Origin of the sequence: Isoptericola nanjingensis (genome assembly GCF_050311635.1) — a bacterium.
GTDB lineage: Bacteria > Actinomycetota > Actinomycetes > Actinomycetales > Cellulomonadaceae > Isoptericola > Isoptericola nanjingensis.
Genome location: NZ_JBNOZL010000004.1, coordinates 501,766 through 522,245 on the forward strand (window position 1 = coordinate 501,766; position 20,480 = coordinate 522,245).

21 protein-coding genes are annotated in these 20,480 nt (G+C 75.7%); 13 read left to right on the forward strand and 8 right to left on the reverse strand.

The features are described from left to right. The first annotated feature begins 46 nt into the window (after window positions 1-46). On the forward strand, window positions 47-1,447 hold the full coding sequence (locus ACQP6G_RS10495; protein ID WP_429764253.1) for a hypothetical protein: 1,401 nt from the start codon (window positions 47-49) through the stop codon (window positions 1,445-1,447). A 78-nt stretch (window positions 1,448-1,525) separates the two neighbouring features. On the opposite strand, the gene sucB is transcribed toward ACQP6G_RS10495, so the two are convergent. Next, window positions 1,526-3,316 (reverse strand): 2-oxoglutarate dehydrogenase, E2 component, dihydrolipoamide succinyltransferase, encoded by a 1,791-nt coding sequence (sucB, locus tag ACQP6G_RS10500; RefSeq protein ID WP_429764254.1) that lies wholly within the window; start codon window positions 3,314-3,316, stop codon window positions 1,526-1,528. A 251-nt stretch (window positions 3,317-3,567) separates the two neighbouring features. Here sucB and ACQP6G_RS10505 point away from each other — a divergent pair, with 251 nt between their 5' ends. Beyond that, complete coding sequence (locus ACQP6G_RS10505; RefSeq protein WP_429764255.1) at window positions 3,568-3,912, forward strand: oxidoreductase; 345 nt, start codon at window positions 3,568-3,570, stop codon at window positions 3,910-3,912. A 37-nt stretch (window positions 3,913-3,949) separates the two neighbouring features. Beyond that, window positions 3,950-4,702: a class I SAM-dependent methyltransferase gene (locus ACQP6G_RS10510; RefSeq protein ID WP_429764256.1), complete on the forward strand. Its 753-nt coding sequence runs from the start codon at window positions 3,950-3,952 to the stop codon at window positions 4,700-4,702. Between the two features lie 77 nt (window positions 4,703-4,779). Here the strand turns inward: ACQP6G_RS10510 and ACQP6G_RS10515 are convergent, their stop codons facing one another. Further along, complete coding sequence (locus ACQP6G_RS10515; RefSeq protein WP_429764257.1) at window positions 4,780-6,270, reverse strand: leucyl aminopeptidase; 1,491 nt, start codon at window positions 6,268-6,270, stop codon at window positions 4,780-4,782. Between the two features lie 63 nt (window positions 6,271-6,333). Between ACQP6G_RS10515 and ACQP6G_RS10520 the strand changes: the two genes are divergently transcribed. From ACQP6G_RS10520 to ACQP6G_RS10535, 4 genes are read left to right on the forward strand one after another with little or no spacing between them, the layout of a single operon-like run. Next, a complete protein-coding gene (locus ACQP6G_RS10520) occupies window positions 6,334-6,693 on the forward strand; it encodes a hypothetical protein (protein ID WP_429764258.1) in 360 nt (119 codons plus the stop codon). Further along, window positions 6,690-7,196 carry a hypothetical protein gene (locus ACQP6G_RS10525; RefSeq protein WP_429764259.1) on the forward strand — a complete coding sequence of 169 codons (507 nt, stop codon included), beginning with the start codon at window positions 6,690-6,692 and terminating at the stop codon, window positions 7,194-7,196. The genes ACQP6G_RS10520 and ACQP6G_RS10525 overlap by 4 nt, the downstream gene beginning before the upstream one ends. Beyond that, window positions 7,193-8,302 carry a quinone-dependent dihydroorotate dehydrogenase gene (locus ACQP6G_RS10530; protein WP_429764260.1) on the forward strand — a complete coding sequence of 370 codons (1,110 nt, stop codon included), beginning with the start codon at window positions 7,193-7,195 and terminating at the stop codon, window positions 8,300-8,302. Before ACQP6G_RS10525 ends, ACQP6G_RS10530 begins: the two co-directional genes overlap by 4 nt. Further along, window positions 8,299-8,505: a hypothetical protein gene (locus ACQP6G_RS10535; protein WP_429764261.1), complete on the forward strand. Its 207-nt coding sequence runs from the start codon at window positions 8,299-8,301 to the stop codon at window positions 8,503-8,505. Before ACQP6G_RS10530 ends, ACQP6G_RS10535 begins: the two co-directional genes overlap by 4 nt. A 31-nt stretch (window positions 8,506-8,536) precedes the next feature. Here ACQP6G_RS10535 and yczR read toward each other — a convergent pair whose 3' ends face one another. Continuing rightward, window positions 8,537-10,006 (reverse strand): MocR-like transcription factor YczR, encoded by a 1,470-nt coding sequence (gene yczR / locus ACQP6G_RS10540; protein WP_429764262.1) that lies wholly within the window; start codon window positions 10,004-10,006, stop codon window positions 8,537-8,539. 318 nt (window positions 10,007-10,324) lie between these two features. Here yczR and yczE point away from each other — a divergent pair, with 318 nt between their 5' ends. Continuing rightward, complete coding sequence (yczE, locus tag ACQP6G_RS10545; RefSeq protein ID WP_460624651.1) at window positions 10,325-11,002, forward strand: membrane protein YczE; 678 nt, start codon at window positions 10,325-10,327, stop codon at window positions 11,000-11,002. A 42-nt stretch (window positions 11,003-11,044) separates the two neighbouring features. Here yczE and ACQP6G_RS10550 read toward each other — a convergent pair whose 3' ends face one another. The 3 genes from ACQP6G_RS10550 to ACQP6G_RS10560 all read right to left on the reverse strand — a co-directional run bounded on the left by ACQP6G_RS10550 (window position 11,045) and on the right by ACQP6G_RS10560 (window position 13,256). After that, window positions 11,045-11,506, reverse strand: a complete 462-nt coding sequence (locus tag ACQP6G_RS10550; RefSeq protein ID WP_429764264.1) for a GNAT family N-acetyltransferase — start codon at window positions 11,504-11,506, stop codon at window positions 11,045-11,047. Window positions 11,507-11,601: 95 nt separating this feature from the next. Continuing rightward, window positions 11,602-12,615 carry an aldo/keto reductase family protein gene (locus ACQP6G_RS10555; RefSeq protein ID WP_429764265.1) on the reverse strand — a complete coding sequence of 338 codons (1,014 nt, stop codon included), beginning with the start codon at window positions 12,613-12,615 and terminating at the stop codon, window positions 11,602-11,604. A gap of 26 nt (window positions 12,616-12,641) precedes the next feature. Further along, the gene (locus ACQP6G_RS10560; protein ID WP_429764266.1) at window positions 12,642-13,256 is read right to left on the reverse strand and encodes a DUF3043 domain-containing protein; all 615 of its coding nucleotides are present in this window, start codon (window positions 13,254-13,256) and stop codon (window positions 12,642-12,644) included. A gap of 30 nt (window positions 13,257-13,286) precedes the next feature. Here ACQP6G_RS10560 and ACQP6G_RS10565 point away from each other — a divergent pair, with 30 nt between their 5' ends. Beyond that, complete coding sequence (locus ACQP6G_RS10565) at window positions 13,287-14,711, forward strand: dipeptidase (protein ID WP_429764267.1); 1,425 nt, start codon at window positions 13,287-13,289, stop codon at window positions 14,709-14,711. An 11-nt stretch (window positions 14,712-14,722) separates the two neighbouring features. After that, entirely contained in the window at window positions 14,723-15,559 is an 837-nt protein-coding gene (locus ACQP6G_RS10570; protein ID WP_429764268.1) for a VOC family protein, read from the forward strand. A gap of 12 nt (window positions 15,560-15,571) precedes the next feature. Here ACQP6G_RS10570 and ACQP6G_RS10575 read toward each other — a convergent pair whose 3' ends face one another. Further along, window positions 15,572-15,955 carry an Hpt domain-containing protein gene (locus ACQP6G_RS10575; RefSeq protein ID WP_429764269.1) on the reverse strand — a complete coding sequence of 128 codons (384 nt, stop codon included), beginning with the start codon at window positions 15,953-15,955 and terminating at the stop codon, window positions 15,572-15,574. Next, window positions 15,952-16,338 carry a response regulator gene (locus ACQP6G_RS10580; protein WP_429764270.1) on the reverse strand — a complete coding sequence of 129 codons (387 nt, stop codon included), beginning with the start codon at window positions 16,336-16,338 and terminating at the stop codon, window positions 15,952-15,954. Before ACQP6G_RS10580 ends, ACQP6G_RS10575 begins: the two co-directional genes overlap by 4 nt. 132 nt (window positions 16,339-16,470) lie before the next feature. On the opposite strand from ACQP6G_RS10580, the gene ACQP6G_RS10585 reads away from it, so the two are divergent. The 3 genes from ACQP6G_RS10585 to ACQP6G_RS10595 are packed head-to-tail and all read left to right on the forward strand — an operon-like array spanning window position 16,471 to window position 20,460. Next, window positions 16,471-19,425 carry a hybrid sensor histidine kinase/response regulator gene (locus ACQP6G_RS10585; RefSeq protein ID WP_429764271.1) on the forward strand — a complete coding sequence of 985 codons (2,955 nt, stop codon included), beginning with the start codon at window positions 16,471-16,473 and terminating at the stop codon, window positions 19,423-19,425. Further along, window positions 19,422-19,928, forward strand: coding sequence for a pyruvoyl-dependent arginine decarboxylase (locus ACQP6G_RS10590; RefSeq protein ID WP_429764272.1), 507 nt, complete (start codon window positions 19,422-19,424; stop codon window positions 19,926-19,928). The genes ACQP6G_RS10585 and ACQP6G_RS10590 overlap by 4 nt, the downstream gene beginning before the upstream one ends. Then, entirely contained in the window at window positions 19,918-20,460 is a 543-nt protein-coding gene (locus ACQP6G_RS10595) for a hypothetical protein (protein ID WP_429764273.1), read from the forward strand. The genes ACQP6G_RS10590 and ACQP6G_RS10595 overlap by 11 nt, the downstream gene beginning before the upstream one ends. The last annotated feature ends 20 nt before the right edge of the window (window positions 20,461-20,480 follow it).

The window sequence follows — 20,480 nt, forward strand, 5'->3', positions numbered from 1 at the left end:
TGGATGACGGCGACGCCGGGCGGCCGCGAAGGTGTTCGATGGCTCCGTGGCCACCCAGACGCTGCCGATCCCGACCGACGCCGGCGCCCGCGACGCCCTCCTGGGGCGGGTGCGCGCGCTCTCGGCGCTCCGGCACCCGTGCGTCGAGCCCGTGGTGGCCGTCGACGTGCGCGACGACGGGACCCTGGCCGTGCGGCGCGGCGGCGCCGCGACCGACCTGCCCACCGTGCTCGCCGTCCGCGGGCGCCTGACGTCGCGGGAGGCGGCGGGTGTCCTCGTCGCCGTGGCGCGCGGGCTCGCCGCACTGCACAGCGCAGGGCTGCGGCAGGGGAGCGTGGGCGCGCACGACGTGGTGCTCGACCCCGGAGGCGGAGCGCTCCTGCGCCCGCGGGCCGACGCGGGCGACGTCGTCGGTGCCGGCGGTGCCGGAGGGGTCGTGAGCGACCCCGCCGAGGCGGAAGCGGCGGACGTGCACGCGCTCGCGACGCTCGTCGCCGACCTGCTCCGCGACCGCAGCGACGACGACGCGGCCGCGCTGCGCGCCGTGCTGGCCCCGGCGGCGGCACCCGACGCGAGGGTGCGTCCGGAGGCGGGCACCCTCGCGGCCCAGGCGGACGCGGTCGTCGCCGCCGAGCCGGTGCGGCTCCCGGAGCCCGCGGCGCTGGCGGCCGCGGCGCTGGGCCGGCGGTCCGCCGTGCCGGCGGCGGCGGAGGAGGCGCCCGCCCGCGCGTCCCGGAGGCGGGCGGTCCGGCGCGCCGACGGGAGCAGTGCCGGCCGCCCGGCGAGCAGGTCCGCGCGGCGCGCGACCGCCCCGCGCCGCGCCGGGACCGCGCGACGCGTGCTCGGCCTGGCCGGCGCGGTGGCCACGGTGGCGGTCCTGTCGGCGGTCGCGGTCCAGGTCCGGTCGCCCGACGACGGCGCGGGCAGGTCGGGCGCGACCGGCGTCGCGTCGGTCGGCGCGTCACCGGCGGCCGCGCCGATGCCGGTCGGCGACGACATCCCGGAGACCGACCGCAGCACGACACTGGACCCCACGCGGGACCGGGCCGACCCCGGCGCCGCGGCCGCGGAGCTCACCCGTCGGCGGGTCTCCCTGATCGCGGACCCGGACGCGGACCCGGCGCGGTGGGGGACGGTGGACGTGCCCGGGTCGCCGGCGCACGTTGCGGACGCGGCCCTGCTCGAGGACGCCGCGCGGGCGGGCACCCGGGTGCGCGGAGCCGAGGCGAGGGTGGAGGACGCCCGTCCGGAGGGGTCCGGAGCCGGCGGCTCGGCGGACGACTCGGCGGACGACTCGGCGGACGTCGTGGTGCGCTATGCCGTGACGGCGCACGAGCAGGTGGCCGCCGACGGCACCGTCACCGCCGTGCCCGCGACGGACGTGCGCACCGCGACGTTGCGGCTCGCCTGGACGCCGGACGGCTGGCGGGTCACCGAGGTCTCCTGAGCCGCGTCTCCCGTGGGACGACGAAGGGCGTCCCGGCCGCAGCCGGGACGCCCTTCGTCGGTCAGGGACGGGGCGAGGTCAGAGACCGACCTCGGCCTCGAACGCGCCCTCCTCGATGCGTGCCTTGATGGCGGTGAGGAAGCGCGCGGCGTCCGCACCGTCGACCAGGCGGTGGTCGTAGGAGAGGAACAGGTACGCGAACTGGCGGATGGCGATGGTCTCCTCGCCGTCCGGACCCGTCACGACGGCCGGCTTCTTGGTGATCGTGCCGGTGCCGAGGATCGCGACCTGGCCCCCGGGGACGATCGGCGTGTCGATGAGCGCACCGCCCGAGCCGGTGTTCGTGATCGTGAACGTGGCGCCGGAGAGCTCGTCCGGGCCGACCTTGTTGGCGCGCGTGCGGGCGCCCAGGTCGCCGATCTGGCGGGCGATGCCCGCCAGGTTCAGGTCGCCGGCGTTCTTGATGACCGGGACCACCAGGCCGCGCTCGGTGTCGACGGCGATGCCGACGTTCTCCGCGGGGTGGTAGGTGATCTCGCCCTTGTCCTGGTCGATCGAGGCGTTGATCTTGGGGAACGCCTTGAGAGCCTCGACCGCGGCCAGCGTGTAGAACGGCAGGTAGGTGAGGTTCGCACCCTCGCGGGCCTTGAACGACTCCTTGGCCTTCGCGCGCAGCTTGGCGACCTTGGTGACGTCCACCTCGACCACGGTCGTGAGCTGGGCCTGCGTGTGCAGGGCCTCGACCATGCGCTCGGCGACGATCTTGCGCAGGCGGGACATCTTCTCGGTCGTACCGCGCAGCGGGGAGACCGGCAGCGTGGCCGGAGCCTTGGCGGCCGGGGCGGCGGCAGGCGCGGCGGCGGCCGGAGCCGGGGCGGCGGCCTTCTCGGCGGCGGCGAGCACGTCCTCCTTGCGGATACGGCCGCCGACGCCCGTGCCCTGGAGGCTCGAGACGTCCACGCCCTTCTCCGCGGCGAGTTTGCGCACCAGCGGCGTGAGGTAGGAACCCTTGCCCGGGGCGGACTGCGCCGGCTTCTCGGCGGCGGGCTCCGGCTGGGCCGGCTCCTGCGGGGCCGGAGCGGGCTTCTCCACGGCGGCAGGCTTCTCCTCGGCCGGCTTCTCGGGCGCGGGGGCGGGCTCCTCGGGCTTCGAGGGCGCACCGACGGGCTCGGGGGCCTTGGCCGGGGAGGGCTCGGCGGGCTTCTCGGCAGCGGGGGCCGCGCCGGAGCCGACGACCGCCAGCACGGCGCCGACCTCGACCGTCTCGTCCTCGTCCACCAGGAGCTTCTGCACCGTCCCGGCCACGGGGGACGGGATCTCGGTGTCGACCTTGTCGGTCGACACCTCGAGCAGGGGCTCGTCGACCTCGACCGAGTCGCCGACGGCCTTGAGCCAGCGGGTCACGGTGCCCTCGGTGACGGACTCGCCCAGGGCGGGCAGCGTCACCTCGGTGCCCTCGCCGCCACCGGCGGCGGGTGCCTCGGCAGCAGGGGCCTCGGCGGCGGGTGCGGGGGTCTCGGGGGTCGGGGCGGGCTCGGCCGGGGCGGCGGGCTGCTCGGGCTCCGCGGGCGCCTCGGCCTCGGCGGCGGGGGCCTCGGCGGCCGGGGCCGCGTCGCCGCCACCGGCACCGGAGCCGTCGCCGACGACGGCGAGGGTGGCGCCGACCTCGACGGTCTCGTCCTCCTCGACGAGGATCTGCTCGAGCACGCCGGCGACCGGCGAGGGGATCTCCGTGTCGACCTTGTCGGTCGAGACCTCCAGCAGGGGCTCGTCGACGGCGACGGTGTCGCCGACGGCCTTGAGCCATCGGGTGACGGTGCCCTCGGTGACGGACTCGCCGAGTGCAGGGAGCTGCACGTTCTCAGACATGACCTGTGGAGTCTCCTTCGATCAGTGGGTCAGGCGACGAGCCGAGGCGAGCCGGTTTGCCGGCCCGCGACATCTGGGGTTGCCGCGTTCTGGTCACTGCCTGCCATCTTGTCACCTCCACGGGGGTCGCCCCAATCGTTCGGGGGTCCGGGTTGGTGTGACGCTGGGTACACCTGACCGCCGCATGACCTCCAGGACACCTCCGGGCGGCCTCCCGACCACGATGCCCACGACGGCGGTAGTCTCGCGCCATGTCGCTCAGGACCTCGCTGGGACGCCTGCTGGGCAGGTCGTCGTCGCCGGCCCCCGGCGCACCGTCGTCGTCGGGATCGCGGGGCGAGACGATCGCGTACCTGCAGGAGTTCGTGCGCACCCGGGTAGGGGTGGAGGCGTACGTGGAGCCGCCGAACGCGCAGACGCCCACCACCGTCCTCCTCGTGGCGACCACGGGCGAGTGGACGCGACGCCGCGTGCCGGACGAGCGCACGGGGTTCGAGGTGGCGCGGTCGCTGGGCATCCCGGTCTACAACGTGCGCTTCACCGGATACCCGCAACGCATGCGGGACTGGACGTCGGCGCAGCGCCGCAAGGCCTGAGCCGCGGCGCGTGGGTGACGGAGGAGACCCGGGAGTCATGGACGGCGGGGGCGGTGAGCGCTGGTCGGCGGTGGCCGCCGGGTGGGCCGAGCTGTGGGGCTCGTTCGCGGCACCGGTCTGGCCGTCGCTGCTGACGGCCGCGCAGGTCGGGAAGGGGACGCGTGTCCTCGACGTCGGGTGCGGCACGGGCGAGCTGGTCGGGCACCTGGTGCGCGCCGGCGTCGTCGCCGCAGGTGTCGACCCCGCCCCGGCGATGGCGCGGACGGCTCGCGAGCGGAACCCCGGTGCGACGGTCCGGGACGGCGACGTCGAGCACCTGCCGTTCGAGGACGGCACCTTCGACGCGGTCCTCGCGGTCAACGCCCTCCAGTTCGCCGACGACGTCGACGACGCCCTGGCCGAGGTCGCCCGCGTGCTGGTCCCGGGCGGCCGGGTGGCGATCGCGAACTGGGCCGAGGGGGCGCGCAACGACCTCGACGTCGTCGAGCGCGCCGTCGCGGAGGCGTACGAGGAGGAGGTGCCGCCCGACGGCCCGCTGCGCGCTGCGGGCGGGCTGGAGTCCGCCCTCGTCGGCGCGGGGTTCGACGTCGTGGGGGCGGGGATCGTCGACGTGCCGTGGACCGCGCCCGACGACGACCGCCTGGTGCGCGGCGTCCTGCTCGGCGAGGACGAGGCCACGACGGCCGCGCTCGCGCCGGTCGTCGTGGCCGCGGCGTCGCCGTTCCGGGTACCCGGCGGCGGGTACCGCCTCGCGAACGCGTTCCGCTGGGCCGTGGCCGTCGCCCCCTGACGAGCGGACGACGGCGCCCGGCCACCCCGTGGGGCGCGGCCGGGCGCCGTCGTCGTCCGGCCGGGTCGTGGGGCGCGTCAGGCGCCGGCGCGACCCTCGAGGAAGGCGAGCATCGTGCGCACGCCGACGCCCGTGCCGCCGGCGGGGGTGTACCCGAACGACGAGCCCTCGTTGTACGACGGGCCGGCGATGTCGAGGTGCGCCCACGGGGTGTCGCCGACGAACTCGGCGAGGAAGTGCGCGGCGAAGAGCATGCCGCCCCAGCGGCTGGGGGCGGAGTTGACCATGTCCGCGACGGTCGACCTCAGGCCGGCCTTGAGCTCCGCCGGCATCGGCATCGGCCAGAACGCCTCGCCCGCGGCGTCGGCGGCGGCCTTGACCTCGTCGCGCACCGCGTCGGTGCCCATGACGCCGGAGGTGCGGTTGCCGAGCGCGACCATCTGCGCGCCGGTGAGGGTCGCGATGTCCAGGACGACGTCGTGCCCGTCCTCGACGGCGGCGACCAGGCCGTCCGCCATGACGAGGCGGCCCTCGGCGTCGGTGTTCGTGACCTCGACGGTCTTGCCGCCGCGGATCGTGATGACGTCGGCGGGACGCTGTGCGTTGCCGCCCGGCATGTTCTCCGCGAGGCAGAGGTACCCGGTGACGGCGACCGGCAGGCCGAGGCGCGCGGCCGCCAGGACCGTGTGCAGCACCGCGGCGGCGCCGGCCATGTCGGACTTCATCGTCGGCATGCTGGCCGGCGGCTTGAGCGAGATGCCGCCCGTGTCGAACGTGATGCCCTTGCCGACGATGGCGACCTTCTCGGTGGCCTTGGCCGGCGTGTACGAGAGCTTGACGAGGCGCGGCCCGCGCGACGAGCCCTGGCCGACGCCCACGAGCCCGCCGTACCCGCCCGCGGCGAGCTGCTTGTCGTCGAGCACCGTGATCCTGATGCCCTTGACGCCCTTGGCCGCGGCCTTGGCGGCGTCGGCGAAGGCGGCCGGGAACAGCTCGTTGGGGGCGTCGTTGACCAGGTCGCGCGTGCCGTGCACCGCCGCGGCGAGCACCTCGGCGCGCGCGACCGCGGCCTTGGCCCGGCCCGAGCGCGCGAACGTCGTCACGACCTGGATGCTGCCGACGGCGCCCTTGGTGTCCTTGCCCGTGCGGTACCGCGTGTAGGAGTACGCGCCGAGCAGCGCCCCCTCGACGACGGCCCCGAGCTCGTCCTCGTCCACCGCGGGCAGCGCGAGGGCGGCCGTGTCGGTGCCGGCGAGCTCGCGGGTGGCGGCGCCGGCGGCGGACCGCAGCACCTCGTGCGGGAAGGTGCCGTCGGCCGCGCGCTCGCCGAGCCCGGCGAGGACGACGACGCCGGCCGACACGCCGTCGCCGGCGGGCACGCGCCGCACCTCGTCGCGGGCGCCGGTGACGCCGAGGCGGGGCGCGAGGGTCTCGATCTGGCGCACGAACGCCTCGGGGAGCTGGTCCGCGACGACGGCGACGCCGTCCGAGGTGGAGCAGGTGCCGACGACGAGGACGTCGACCTTGAGAGAGCTGGGATTCTTGCCGGTGAGGGTGAGGTCTGCCACGCGCCGATGCTATCGCCGTCCCGCGGCCGCCGTCGGGCGGCCGACGGCCGGTAGTCTGCGGGCGTGGTCCTTCCCCTGCTCATCGTCGTCCTGCTGGCGTGCGCCGCGCTCGCCGGGTGGGCGTTGTGGTTCGTCGTCCAGGACCGCGCCGTGATCCTCAAGCAGCTCATCGGCGCCGCCGTGGTCGAGGCGCTCGTCGTCGTGCAGGCGGTGGTGGCCGGCGTCCTCATGGTCACCCGCGACCACCCGGTCGACGGACCCCTGTTCTGGGGGTACGTCGCCACGGCCCTCGTCGTGCTGCCGGTGGCCGCCATCTGGGCGTTCGCGGAGCGCACCAAGTGGTCGTCGGTCGTCCTGGCGGTGGCCGCTCTCACCGTGGGCTTCCTCGACTGGCGCCTGTGGCAGATCTGGGGGGCGGCATGAGCGGCACCGACCCCGCACCCGCCGCGGGCGCGCGCCGAACCGGCTCCGGCTTCGGCCGGCTGCTCGTCACCGTCTACGGCATCCTCGCCTTCGCCGCGATCGGCCGGTCGTCGTACGAGCTGGCCACCAAGTTCTCCGAGGCGCCCGTCGCCTACTCCCTGTCCACGCTGTCCGCCGTCGTGTACGTGCTGGCCACCGTCGCCCTCGCCAAGGGCGGGCCCCGCTGGCGCGTCGTCGCCTGGGTGACCGTCGGCTTCGAGGCCGTGGGCGTCCTCGCGGTCGGGGCGGCCTCGGCCGTCTCGCCCGACGTCTTCGGCGAGACGACCGTGTGGTCCGGCTTCGGCCAGGGCTACGGTTACGTGCCGCTCGTGCTGCCGTTCGTGGGGCTGTGGTGGCTGTGGCGCACCCGCCCGCGCGGTACGAGCGGTGACGACGGCGCAGCGGCGGCACCGGCCACGCCCGAGCCCACCGAGCCCGCAGCCCCCGACCCGGAGGTCCGATGAGCCCGTACACCCTGCTGTTCAACGGCGTCTTCCGCCGGATGGACCCCGAACGGGCGCACGAGCTCGCGTTCGGCGCCATCTCGCTCGCCGGACGCGTCCCCGTCCTGCGGGATGTCGTCCAGGGCGCCCTCGCGCCGTACCTGGGCCGGGGCAGCGGCGGGCCGGGCAGCATCGAGGTGCTCGGCCGCACCGTGCCCGCGCCCTTCGGGCTGGCGGGCGGGTTCGACAAGAACGCCCGTGCGATCCGGGGCCTGACCATGCTCGGGTTCGGTTTCGTGGAGATCGGCACGGTCACCCCGCGCCCGCAGCCCGGCAACGAGGCGCCGCGCATGTGGCGCGAGCTCGACGTGCGGGGCATCCGCAACCGCATGGGCTTCAACAACGACGGCGCCCCCGCCGCGGCCGCGCGGCTCCGCGAGCTGCGGGCCACGCCCGCGGGCCGGGCCGTCGTCGTCGGCGCGAACATCGGCAAGAACAAGACGACGCCCGCGGAGGCCGCGGCCGACGACTACGCCGCCTGCGCCCGCGAGCTCGCCCCGTGGGCCGACTACCTCGTGGTGAACGTGTCGTCCCCGAACACCCCCGGCCTGCGCGACCTGCAGACCACCGCCGAGCTGCGCCCCATCCTCACCGCGGCCCGGGCCGCGGCCGACGAGGCCACCGCCGCCGCGGGCACCCGCCGGGTACCGCTCCTGGTGAAGATCGCCCCCGACCTCGCGGACGCGGACGTCGACGCCGTGGCGGGGCTCGTCACCGACCTCGGCCTGGACGGCGTCGTCGCCGTGAACACGACCATCGGGCACGACCGCGGCCCCGGCGGCCTGTCCGGCCCGCCGCTCCTGGAGCGCGGGCTGCAGGTCGTCGCCCGGCTGCGCGAGCGCCTCGGGCCCGACCCGGCGATCATCGGCGTCGGCGGGATCTCGAGCGCCGACGACGTGCGCGCGTACCTGCGCGCCGGCGCCGACCTGACCCAGGGGTACACGTCGTTCATCTACTCCGGCCCGTTCTGGCCGGCGCGGGTCAACCGCGCCCTGACGCGCACCCGCGGGTCCGTCGCGGCCGGCAGCATCGACCGTGGCAACGGCTCCACCGGGAGCGCCGCGTGATCCGGGCGCACTGGGAGTGGGCGCTGGACGACGCCGAGGGGCGCGTGCTGAGCGTCCCGAGCCCGGTCTTCACCACGCAGTACGACGCCGAGCAGTGGCTCGGCGAGCACTGGCGGGAGCTGGCTGCCGGCGGAGCGACCCTCGCCCGCCTGCTGCACGACGGGGCGCAGGCGACCCCCGGTGTGGTGCTGCCGTCGGTCTGACGGCACCACCGCGGGCGTCGCGCCATCAGCATCAGCTGCCCGGTGCCACCTGCGCCCAGGCCCGGGCGAGCCGCGGGACGGCGGTCGCGAGCTGGTCGGGCTCGCGCGTGAACGTGAGACGCACGCGGTCGCGCGACGAGCGGTCCGGGGTGAACGCGGGCCCGGGCGTGACGAGGACGCCGTGGTGCACCGCGGCGGCCGCGAGCGCCTGCGCGAGCGGTCGACCCAGGTCGACCCAGAGGCAGAGCCCGCCCGCCGGCACGCGTACGCGCCAGTCCGGCAGGGCGTCGCGGACCAGGTCGACGAGCAGGTCGCGGCGCGCCCGCAGCTCGGCGACGCGGCCGGGCAGGATCGCGTCGGCACGGCGCAGCAGCTCCACGACGGCGAGCTGCTCGAGCACCGGGGTGGCGATGTCGGCCGACTCGCGCACGCGCGCCAGCCGGCGCACCACCTGGGGGTCGGCGCGGACCCAGCCGACGCGCACCCCGCCCCAGAACGACTTCGACGCGGAGCCGATCGTCACGACGTGCGGGGAGGTGCCGTCGCCCGCGAACGGCTCCGATACCTGCGCGCCGGGGTCGAGGGCCAGGTCGGTCAGGGTCTCGTCGCCGACGACGGTCGTGCCCGTGCGGTGCGCGAGGTCGCGCACCGCCGCCCGCGCCTCGGCCGACATCGTCGTGCCGGTGGGGTTGTGGAAGTCCGGCACGAGGTAGACGAGCCGGGGGCGGGTGCGACGCACCGCCGACGCGAGCGTCTCGACGTCGCCGACGGGGACGCCGACGACCCGTCCGCCGAACCGTCGCGTGGGTTCCAGGGCGTGGAAGTACGTGGGCGACTCGACGACCGTGGTCTCGCCGCGCCCGACGAACGCGGCGGTGAGCACGGAGATCGCCTGTTGGGCGCCCGTGGTGACCAGGATCTGGTCCGGCGTGGTCGGCACGCCGCGTGCCGTGTAGCGGTCGGCGATCGCCGACCGCAGCGCCTCGACGCCGAGGTGGGCGTAGCCGCCGGTGGCCAGGTACCCGGGCAGCACCTCGAGGGCCGCGGTGTAGGCGTCGTGCAGGGCGGAGGTGGCCGACGGGGTCGCCTGAGCCAGGTCGACGGGGGCCTCGGGGGGTGTGTCGCCGTGCGGGTCCGTGGGGGCGTCGCCCGCCGCGACCGGCACGCCCCCGCGCGTCGCGCCGGCCCCGCGGGGGAGTGTCGTGACGGTGCCGGAGCCGACGCGGCTCGCGAGGAAGCCGAGCTCGCGCAGGCGGGCGTAGGCGCCGGACGTCGTCGTGCGCGAGACCCGCAGCGCCGTCGCCAGCTCGCGCTCGCTGGGTACCCGGGTGAGCGGCGGCAGGCTACCGGAGAGCACCGCGGCGCGCAGGGCGTCCGACAGTGCGAGGTAGGCCGGCCCTCCCGCGCGCCAGTCGCCGAGCAGACGCGCGGTGGCGGCAGGGGAGAGCTGCCGGACGGCGGGCGGCGTGGACGTGGCAGAAGGTGGGGAGACGACGGTCACGGGGCCACTGTCGCCCCAATGGATATGGATTGCAAGGCCATTGGCGCGGAGGGTGGGAGCATGAGCACGACCGCCCGCCCTGTCCGCCGTCCGTCCCGCCGACCCGCGCGCCGCCTGCCGCGCCGCCCTCTCCGCCGGCAGACGGCGCGCAGCCCGCGCCCCGGAGCGCCTCGGGCCACGTCCGCGGCGCCGCCCGTGACCGCGGGGACCACCGCGCCCGACGACGCCGCCGTGCCCGCCGTGGCCCCGGCGGTGCCCTGGGGGCCCGTCCGCCGCGGGACGCAGCTCGTCCTCGGGCTGCTGGGCTTCACGTGGTCGATGGCGATGATGCTGCACGCGGGCCAGGGCGGCATGCCGTGGGACGTGCTGCACCAGGGCCTGGTGCGCAGCACGGGCCTGGGGTTCGGCACGGTCGTCGCGCTGACGTCCGTGCTCGTGCTGCTCGCCTGGGTCCCGCTGCGCCAGCGGCCCGGCATCGGCACGGTGGCGAACGTGGCCGTCATCAGCCTGGCGATCGGGCCCTGCCTCGCGGCCACGGCGTGGCTCGTGCCCGACCCGGGCCCGGTCGCCCGCGTGGCGCTCGCCTTCGGCGGCATCGTCCTCAACGGCGTGGCGACCGCCGCCTACATCGGCGTGCGGCTCGGCCCGGGCCCGCGCGACGGGCTCATGACCGGACTCGTGCAGCGCACCGGCGGGTCGGTGCGGCTGGTGCGCACCGCCATCGAGGTCGTCGTCGTGCTCGCAGGAATCCTGCTCGGCGGGACGTTCGGCTGGGCCACGGTGGCCTTCGCGCTGGGCGTCGGCCCCGTGGTGCAGGCGACCGTGCGCTGGCGGTGGCTGGTGCCGGCGGGCCTCACGGGAGCCGGCGCGCCCGCCGTCCGCTCCGCCGGCGCGACGAGCCAGCGGCCCACCGACGCCGACAACGACGTCGCGCGGCGCGCACGCGGGATCGCCCGCGCGCTCGACACCGTCGCCCGGGAGCACCGCGACCACTGACCGGCACAGCGTCCGGCACGCGATCGTTCGCGCCGTCGGCCGTCAGGGCGCGACGGTTCGTCCGCCGGACGGCAGGGTGCGGCGGTAGAAGGTGGCGGAGGCGTCGTAGCCGAGGGTCTCGTAGAAGCCGCCCGCGCGCCGGCTCGCCAGGGAGACGTAGGCCGCGCCGCGCACCGTCGCCCACCGCTCGGCGTGGGCCATGAGCGCGGCGCCGAGCCCGCGGCCGCGGTGCGCCGGGGCGACCATGACCTCTTCGACCCAGCAGACCGGGCCGTTCGCGAGGAAGGTGAGGTGCGTGCTCGCGAGGAGATAGCCGCGCGGGACGTCGTCGCCCGCCGGGTCCGTGGCGACGGCGAGCAGGGTGTCGTCCCGGGCGAGGAGCGCGGCGAGCGTGCGGTCGAAGGCGTCCCGCCGGGGCCGGAAGCTGGTCGCGAAGTCGCGGGCCAGCGGCCACAGGGCGTCGGCGTCGGCGGCGCGGGCGGGGCGGACGGTCGGGGAGGGCACGACGGCACCGTAGCGTCGACGTCGCGGTGGGTCGTCGTCGCGTCTCAGGACGAGGACCCACCGCGACGTCGGTCCCGCCGGGGACCGCGGGCCGGTCAGGCCACGCGGGTCTGCGGCGCGTTCTCGGCGGTCTTGGCCGGGTCGCGGACGACGACGTCGCCCAGGACGTCGTCGATCGTCGCCAGGAGCTCGGCCGGGATCGTCACGCCCGAGGCCTTGACGTTCTCCGCGACCTGCTCGGGCCGGGAGGCGCCGACGAGGGCCGCCGCGACGTTGTCGTTCTGCAACACCCACGCGACAGCGAGCTGCGCCATCGAGAGGCCCAGCTCGTCGGCGACGGGGCGCAGGCCCTGCACGCGCGTGAGCACGTCGTCGTCGAGGAAGCGGCGGATGCTCGACGCGCCGCCCTTCTCGTCGGTCGCGCGCGACCCGGCCGGCAGCGGCTGCCCGGGCACGTACTTCCCGGACAGCACGCCCTGCGCCATCGGCGACCAGACGATCTGCGACAGCCCGCACTCCTGCGAGGCGGGCACGACCTCGTCCTCGATGACCCGCCACAGCATGGAGTACTGCGGCTGGGAGGAGATGAGCTGGAAACCCAGCTGCTTCGCCAGGGCCGCGCCGGCGCGGATCTGGTCCGCCGTCCACTCGGAGACGCCGATGTACAGGGCCTTGCCCTGGCGGACGATGTCGGCGAACGCCTGCATCGTCTCCTCGAGCGGCGTCTCGGTGTCGTAGCGGTGCGCCTGGTAGAGGTCGACGTAGTCCGTGCCGAGGCGCTTCAGAGAGCCGTTGATCGACTCCATGACGTGCTTGCGCGACAGGCCCGTGTCGTTGGGGCCGCCCGGTCCGGTCGGCCAGTACACCTTGGTGAAGATCTCGAGCGACTCGCGACGCTCGCCCGCGAGCGCGTCGCCGAGCACCTGCTCGGCCTTCGTGTTCGCGTAGACGTCCGCGGTGTCGAACGTCGTGATGCCCGCGTCGAGCGCGGCGCGCACGCACTGCGTGGCGACGTCGTTCTCGACCTGCGAACCGTGGGTGAGCCAGTTGCCGTAGGTGATCTCGGAGATCTTCAGACCGCTGTTGCCGAGGTACCGGTAGTTGACCATGCACCCACCCTAGGCGCGGCGCTGGGTCACTCCGGCCAGACGCCGTGCTTCTTCGACGACGGCTTGGGCAGGCGCGAGCGGCGGATCTGGAACGCGCGCATGACGGCGTACATCATCGTGCCCTTCGGCACCTCGCCGAACTTCGCCCGCAGCCGCTTCCGCAACCCTCGCCACAGCAGGAACGCGTCGGCGATGGTGAGCAGCACGACGGCGTACAGCAGCATCAGCACGACCGCCGCCATCGTCACGTTCTGCATGAAGATGAAGTTCAGGACGATGAAGGCGAAGGCGACGGGCAGGAAGAACTCGCCGAGGTTCCAGCGCGCGTCGACGTAGTCGCGCACGTACCGCTTCAGCGGGCCCTTGTCGCGCGGGGGCAGGTGGCGCTCGTCGCCGGTCTGCATCGCCTTGTACTCGAGGTTGCGCTGCTCGCGCGCCTTCTCCCGCGCCGCCCTGGTCGCGGCCTTGCGGTCGTCGGGCACCAGAGGGCGCTTGTTCGCGGCCTCGGACACGCTGCGCTTGGGCGTGGGGCGGCCCTTGCCGCCGGGCGTGCCGGCCTTCTCGATCTCGGCGGCCGCGTCGACGGGGTCGGTGGAGCCGGGGGACGACGGCGTCGCGTCGGGCTTGTTGCGGGAGAACACGCTCCCAGAGTAGTCGAGCGCGCAGGTAGCGTGAGCCGCGTGACAGACACCCCCGGCAACGCCCAGCACCTCGACGACGCCACCACCCTGCGCGCGCACGTCGAGCGGCAGTTCCCCGCCCTGCAGGCCGACCTCGAGCGTCTCGTGCGCATCCCGAGCGTCTCGGCCGCGGCCTTCGACCAGGCGCACGTCGCGGCGAGCGCCGACGCCGTCGCCGCGCTGCTGCGCGACGCGGGGCTGCCCGACGTGCGGATCCTGCGCTCGGCCCGCCCCGACGGGACGCCCGGGGCGCCCGCCGTCGTCGCGCGCCGTCCCGCGCCCGAGGGCGCCCCGACCGTGCTGCTGTACGCGCACCACGACGTCCAGCCGCCCGGCGACGCCGCCGCGTGGGCGACCGACCCGTTCGAGCCGGTCCAGGTGGGCGAGCGGCTGTACGGCCGCGGCGCCGCGGACGACAAGGCGGGGCTGGTCGCGCACGTCGGCGCGCTGCGCGCCCTGGCCGCCCTCGCGGAGGAGGGCGGCGGCGACCTGCCCGTCGGGATCACCGTGTTCGTCGAGGGCGAGGAGGAGTCGGGGTCCCCGAGCTTCCGCCAGTTCCTCGCCGACCACCGCGAGCTGCTCGCGGCGGACGTCATCGTGGTCGCCGACTCGACGAACTGGAAGGTGGGCGTGCCCGCGCTCACCACCTCGCTGCGCGGCCTGGTCGACGGCGTCGTCGAGGTCGAGGCGCTGGGCCACGCCGTGCACTCGGGCATGTTCGGCGGCCCCGTGCTCGACGCGAACACGCTCCTCGCCCGCCTGATCTCCACCCTGCACGACGACGCCGGCAGCGTCGCGGTGGCGGGCCTGGTCAGCGCCCCGGAGCCGGAGGTCGACTACGACGAGGCGGCATTCCGTGCCGACTCCTCGGTGCTCGACGGCGTCGCGCTCGCGGGCGAGGGCACCATCGCCGGCCGGCTGTGGTCCAAGCCGGCGCTCTCGGTGATCGGCATCGACGCCACGAGCCTCGCGCACGCGTCCAACACGATCGCGCCCCGCGCGGCCGCGAAGCTGTCGCTGCGCATCCCGCCGGGGCAGGAGCCGCAGGCGGCGGAGGACGCGCTGCGCGCCCACCTCGAGACGCACGCGCCGTTCGGCGCACGGGTCACGTGGCGGCCGGGCGAGCAGGGGCGGGCCTTCCACGCCGCGGACGACTCGGCGGCGATGCGCGCCGCGCGGGCGGCCTTCGCGGCGGCCTGGGGCACGGACCCGGTGGACATCGGCGTCGGCGGCTCCATCCCGTTCATCGCCGACCTGCTGGAGTTCTTCCCCGAGGCCGCCGTGCTCGTCACCGGCGTCGAGGACCCGGACTCCCGCGCGCACGGCGCCGACGAGTCGGTGCACCTGGGCGAGCTGCGCAAGGTCGTGCTGGCCGAGGCGCTCCTCCTGCGCCGGGTCGCGGACCTCGAGGGCTGAGGGACCGCGAGATGACGCGGGACGACGCGACGCCCCCGGGCTCCGAGGACGGCTCCGAGGACGGCTTCGAGGACGCGCTCGCCGCGGCGATCATGGTGCCGCTGCTGCCCTGCGGCGGTGACGAGGCCGACCTCGACGAGCTGGTCGCCTTCTGGACGGCGCTCGGCCTGGAGGTCACCTACCGGCAGCGCCGGCCCAACCCGATCGTGGCCTTCGGTCGGGGTGGCCTCCAGCTGCAGTACTACGGGATGCCGGGCTGGGACCCGGAGCAGAGCCACTCGACGTGCGTCGTGGCGGTGCCCGACACCGCGCCGGTCTACGAGTCGTTCGCCGCCGGTCTGCGCACGCTGTTCGGTCGGTTGCCCTTGTCCGGTGCGCCCCGGGTGACCCGGCCGCGGAAGAGGGCGAACAACGGGGGGCTCAGCGGGTTCAGCCTGATCGACCCGGCCGGCAACTGGGTGCGGGTCACCCGGCTGCCCGACGCGCCGGTCGTCGCGGGGGAGGGCGGCACGACCACCTGGACGACGGGAGGCGGCGGCCCGCTGGCGCGAGCGCTGGAGAACGCCGTCGTCGTCGGGGACTCGCACGGCGACGTCGCCCAGGCCCGCAAGCTCCTGGGCGGCGCCGTCCGCCGCGCCCGGGCGGCGGACGGTTCCTCGCCCGCCGGCGAGCTCGCGCCCGCGCTGGCCTACCTCGCCGAGCTCGCGGTGCGCGCCGGGGACCCCGCCGCGGCGGTCGAGCTCGTCGCCGAGCTCGACGAGCTCGCCGGCGGCCGCGGGGCGGGGGACGCGGCCGTCAGGTCCGCGGCGGACGAGGCGCGCGCCCTGGTGACCGACGCGGCCGGCTGACGCGCCGCAGCCTCAGCTCACCCCGGCCGCCGCGCGGAGGACGTCGAGAGCGACCGGGACGTCGGCGTCGACGCCCGTGCTCAGGGCCGCCTCGAGCCGCCCGGCCGCCTCGGAGAGCCCTACCTCGCCGAACGTCGCGGCCGAGCCCGCCATCGTGTGGCAGAGCCGTACGGCCTCCTCGCGGACCACGGGGTCGTCCCGGGTCTCGGCCGTCGCGAGGAGCTCGGTGAGCCGCCGTGCCCGTCCCCGGTTGCGTTCGCGCGCGCGCCGCCCGAGGGCGGCGATCGCGTCGTCGAGACCCGCGTCGTCGAGCCCGTCGCCGACAGGGCCCGGTGCGCTCCCGCCGTCCGACCCGGTCCTCGGTCGGCCGTGCGGCGTGCCGGGCGAGCCGGTCACGCGTCCCAACCCAGCACGTCAGCGAGGTCGGAGGACAGCTTCAGCGGGTCGAAGGGCTTCGTCAGCACGCCGGTCGCACCCAGGCCGTCGAGCCGCGAGATGTCCTGGCTACCGACCTTCGCGGTGAGGAACACCACCGGTACCTCGCGCAGCTCGGGGACGGCACGCAGCCGGCCGAGGACGGTCGGCCCGTCGTGCACGGGCATCATGACGTCCAGGAGGATCACGTCCGGGCGCACGCGCCGCGCCACGTCCAGGCCTTCCGTGCCGTCGCCGGCCGTGTGCACCTCGTGCCCCCCGACGGCGGACAGCGCGACGGCTGCCACCTCCCTGATCGACGGATCGTCGTCGATGACCACCACGCGTCGGCCCCCCGTCGCCACGTGCTGCGCCTCCTGTCAGTGCCCTTCTCCGATTCCGCACGACGGTACCCCCCGACACGCGAGGACGCCTTTCGTCGCTCCGGGCGTCGGCATCGGGAGCGGAGCGCGCGAACCTCTCCTACCCTCGGGCCCATGGGGGACTCGCGACAGGCGACGGCGCGGGCGTACGCGAGGTTCGTGCGCTGGTGCTGGGTCGCGGCGGTGCTGGTGCTGGCCCTGGTCGTGCTCCTGGCGGGCCCCCTGGACCAGGCCGCGCAGGCTGCGATCTCTCGCGGCGCCATCGCAGCGGCCGGCGTGGTCGCGGCGCTGAGCTGCGGCTGGCGCGCGGCGCGCTCGACGGGGCGTCGACGCCGTGCGTGGGGACTGCTGTCCCTGGGCGGCGCGGTCGGCCTCCTCGGCAACGTGTACGCGGGTCTGGTGGGCGACCCGGAGACCGGCGACACGGCCTACATCGCGGCGCTCCTGCTCGGCGTGGTGGGGATGGCGCTGTTCCCGACCGTGCGACCGCGCGGTCACGAGCTGGTCCGCATGCTGCTCGACAGCGTGGTCGTCGGAGGCTCGGTCCTGTACATCGCGGTCTTCAGCGTCGCCCTGGCGGGCACCGGCGGCTTCGAGGCCGAGCCGGCGCTCACCGCGTACGCGCTGCCGGTCGTGGACGCGCTCCTGGCGACGCTGGCCGTCCTCGTCCTCACCCGGTCGCCCGCGGCCGAACGGGTGCCCCTGGGCCTCGTCGGCATCGGGTTCGTCCTCTACGCCGTGGCCGACGTCGCGTTCGCGCTCCTCACGGCCGAGGGGGGCTTCACGTTCGGCAGCCCTGTCGACGTCGGGTGGGTGGGCGGCTATCTCGCCATCGCGGTCGCCGCCCGGCACCCGGCGGCATCGGGCAGCCCCGTGACCAGCCAGCGGACCGACGGCTCGCCCGTCCTCGGCACCGTCATCACCTTCGGGCTCTTCCTCACGGCGGCGCTCGTGCGCGTGGGGCAGGCGAACGACGAGTTCCCGTGGGTGGCGAACGCGCTCTGGGCGGCCGTGCTGGTCGCGGTCGCGGTCCGCCAGATCCTCGTCGTCGTCGACAACGAGTCGCTGCGCCACGGGCTGGAGCGGCGCGTCGAGGAACGCACCGCGCAGCTGCGCGCGTTGGCGAGCGAGCGGGAGCGCACCCTCGAGTCCGTCGCCGACGGGATCTACGGCGTCGACTCGAGCGGGCGCATCACCTTCGTCAACGACGCCGGTGCCCGGACGCTGGGCGTGGCGGCGGCCGACCTGGTGGGACGCGACGCGCACGAGACCTTCCACGCGCCGGCCGAGGACGGCACCCCGTACCCGGCGGCGGGCTGCTACATCACCGAGGCCGTGCGCGACGGGCTCACCGCGACCGCGGAGCAGGACGTCTACCGCCGGCCCGACGGCAAGGACGTCCCGGTCGAGGTCGCCGCCAGCCCTCTGCGCACGGACGACGCGATCAGCGGCGCCGTCGTCGTGTTCCGCGACATCTCCGAGCGGCGCGAGGTGGAGCGCATCAAGGACGAGTTCGTCTCCGTCGTGAGCCACGAGCTGCGCACCCCGCTCACCTCGATCCGCGGCGCGCTGGGGCTGCTCGACAGCGGGGTGCTCGACCGGTCCTCCGACCAGGCCGCCCGCATGGTGCACATCGCCCTCACGAGCAGCGAGCGGCTGGGCCGGCTCGTGGACGACATCCTCGACGTCGAGCGCATGGACGCGGGGACGACACAGCTCGAGCTCGCCGAGCACCGGCTCGACGGCCTCGTCGCCGCCGCGGTGGAGCAGGTCTCGATCCAGGCCGACGACGCCGGGGTGACCCTGTCGCCGGACGACGGCCCCGAGCTGGTGCGCGTCGACGGCGAGCGCATCGTCCAGACCCTGACCAACCTGCTCAGCAACGCCGTGAAGTTCTCGCCGCGAGGCAGCACCGTGCGGGTGTCCGCCCGGCCGGTGGGGGACCTCGTCGAGGTGCGCGTCGACGACGAGGGGCGGGGGATCCCGCCGGACAAGCTCGAGACCGTCTTCCGCCGCTTCGAGCAGGTGGACGCCTCGGACGCGCGCGAGCGCGGCGGCACGGGGCTGGGCCTGGCCATCGCCCGCAGCATCGTCGAGCGGCACGGCGGGCGGATGTGGGCCGAGAGCGACGGGGACGGGCACGGCTCCAGCTTCCGGCTGACCCTGCCGCGCGTGGTCGAGCCCGCACCGTCCCGCACCGGGGCGCCGAGGGCGGCGTCCGACGCCGCGTCGACGGCGGCGTCCGAGCCGTCGCTCGTGGGGGCGGCCGTCGCGACGGGCACCCGGGTCGTCGTCGTCGACGACGACCCGTACGTGGTCGACGTGCTGCGCGCCGTGCTGGAGGCCCGCGGGTACGTCGTCATCGGGGTGACCGACGGGCGCGCGGCGCTCGAGGCCGTCGAGGCGGAGGCCCCCGACGCGATCGTGCTGGACCTGGCGATGCCCGGGACGGACGGCGCCGAGGTGCTCCGGCAGCTGCGTCTCTCGGCGGCCACCGCCGAGCTGCCGGTGGTCGTCGTGTCGGGCACCGCCCCGTCGGACGCCCGGGAGGCAGCAGCGCTCGCGGACGGCTGGCTCGTCAAGCCCGTCGACCCCGCCCGCCTCGCGGCGACCGTCCGCGAGGTCGTCCTGCTGCGCCCACACCACGAGCGCGTCCTCGTGGTCGAGGACGACGACGACCTCCGGGCCGTCCTGACAACCGTCCTGGAGAGCGCGGGCCTGGTCGTGACGCCGGCCCGTGGCCTGGCCGAGGCGCGCGCCGCCCTCGACGACGGCGGGGAGCCGCACCTGGTGCTGCTCGACCTGCGCCTGCCCGACGGCACCGGGCACGACCTCGTGGCGGACCTGCGACGCAGCGGCCGCCTGCACCGGACCCCGCTCGTCGTCTACTCGGGCGCCGAGGTCGGTCCGGCCGAGCGGGAGGACCTCCGCCTGGGCAGTACCGTCTTCCTCACCAAGGGGCGGGAGGCGCCGGACGCGGTCCTGCGCCCCGTCCTGGACCTCCTGGACGCCGCCGCGGGACGTACCGTCGACGGGTCCGCCGACCGCCCGACCCCGAGGACCACATGACCGAGCCCCTGACCATCCGCGTAAGCACCGGCACCGGGACGGGCCGCACGACGCTCGCAGCCTTCGACGCGGCCCTCGTCGCCGCCGGGGTGGGTGACTTCAACCTCGTGCGGCTGAGCTCCGTCGTGCCACCGGGCAGCGGGGTCCTGGAGGTGGACGGGCGCGACCAGCTCCGGGGTGAGCACGGCGACGCGCTGTACTGCGTGTACGCCGCCGGTCATGCCTCGCTGCCCGGCCACGAGGCCTGGGCCGGGGTCGCGTGGTCGCGGCGCGACGACGGCAGCGGCGCCGGGCTCTTCGTCGAGCACGACGGTCCGTCGCACGAGCAGGTCGAGACGGACCTCACGCACAGCCTGGACGACCTGTCCGCGATCCGCGGGGGCGCGTACCACCAGGAGGGGCGGCGGATCACCGGCCTGGCCTGCGAGACGCTCCCCGTCTGCGCCGTCGTCGTGGCGACGTTCCGTCGGGCCGGGTGGGAGGAGCTGGGCCGTGCGCGCTGACGTCACGTTCGAGCACACCGTGACCGGTGAGGTCGCCGAGGACTTCTGGCGCCTCTACCTGGAGGCGTTCGAGCCGCTGCGCACGCGCGCCGCGGCCCGCCACGTGCTGCACCGCGAGGAGTTCGACGAGGAGATGGCCGACCCGCGCGTGCTGAAGCTCCTCGCGCACGACCGTGCCGGGGAGTCGGTCGGCCTGACGACGCTCGCGACGGACCTGGCCGCGGTGCCGTGGGTGAGCCCGGAGTTCTTCGCGGCCCGCTACCCGGAGCACGCGGCGCGCGGCGCGGTCTGGTACATCGGCTTCACCCTCGCGCACCCCGGCCGGCGCGCCACGCGCACGTTCATGGACATGATCGACGCGCTGGTCGCCCACCTCGCCGAGCACCGGGTCGTGTGCGCGTACGACGTGTCCCGCTTCAACGACGACTCGCTGCGGTTCGCCGACAACCTGCGCCGCCGTCTCGAGCGCACGCAGGACGTCACGGTCGAGACCGTGGACCGGCAGACCTACTACGCGACGACGTTCCACTGACGGCGCGCGCTGCCGCCCAC

Bases quoted from the DNA above. Each gene is read 5' to 3' on its own strand.
- sucB (WP_429764254.1), bottom strand. From the start codon at position 3,316: ATGTCTGAGAACGTGCAGCTCCCTGCACTCGGCGAGTCCGTCACCGAG.
- ACQP6G_RS10505 (WP_429764255.1), top strand. From the start codon at position 3,568: ATGTCGCTCAGGACCTCGCTGGGACGCCTGCTGGGCAGGTCGTCGTCG.
- ACQP6G_RS10510 (WP_429764256.1), top strand. From the start codon at position 3,950: ATGGACGGCGGGGGCGGTGAGCGCTGGTCGGCGGTGGCCGCCGGGTGG.
- ACQP6G_RS10525 (WP_429764259.1), top strand. From the start codon at position 6,690: ATGAGCGGCACCGACCCCGCACCCGCCGCGGGCGCGCGCCGAACCGGC.
- ACQP6G_RS10530 (WP_429764260.1), top strand. From the start codon at position 7,193: ATGAGCCCGTACACCCTGCTGTTCAACGGCGTCTTCCGCCGGATGGAC.
- yczE (WP_460624651.1), top strand. From the start codon at position 10,325: ATGGCGATGATGCTGCACGCGGGCCAGGGCGGCATGCCGTGGGACGTG.
- ACQP6G_RS10555 (WP_429764265.1), bottom strand. From the start codon at position 12,615: ATGGTCAACTACCGGTACCTCGGCAACAGCGGTCTGAAGATCTCCGAG.
- ACQP6G_RS10570 (WP_429764268.1), top strand. From the start codon at position 14,723: ATGACGCGGGACGACGCGACGCCCCCGGGCTCCGAGGACGGCTCCGAG.
- ACQP6G_RS10585 (WP_429764271.1), top strand. From the start codon at position 16,471: ATGGGGGACTCGCGACAGGCGACGGCGCGGGCGTACGCGAGGTTCGTG.
- ACQP6G_RS10590 (WP_429764272.1), top strand. From the start codon at position 19,422: ATGACCGAGCCCCTGACCATCCGCGTAAGCACCGGCACCGGGACGGGC.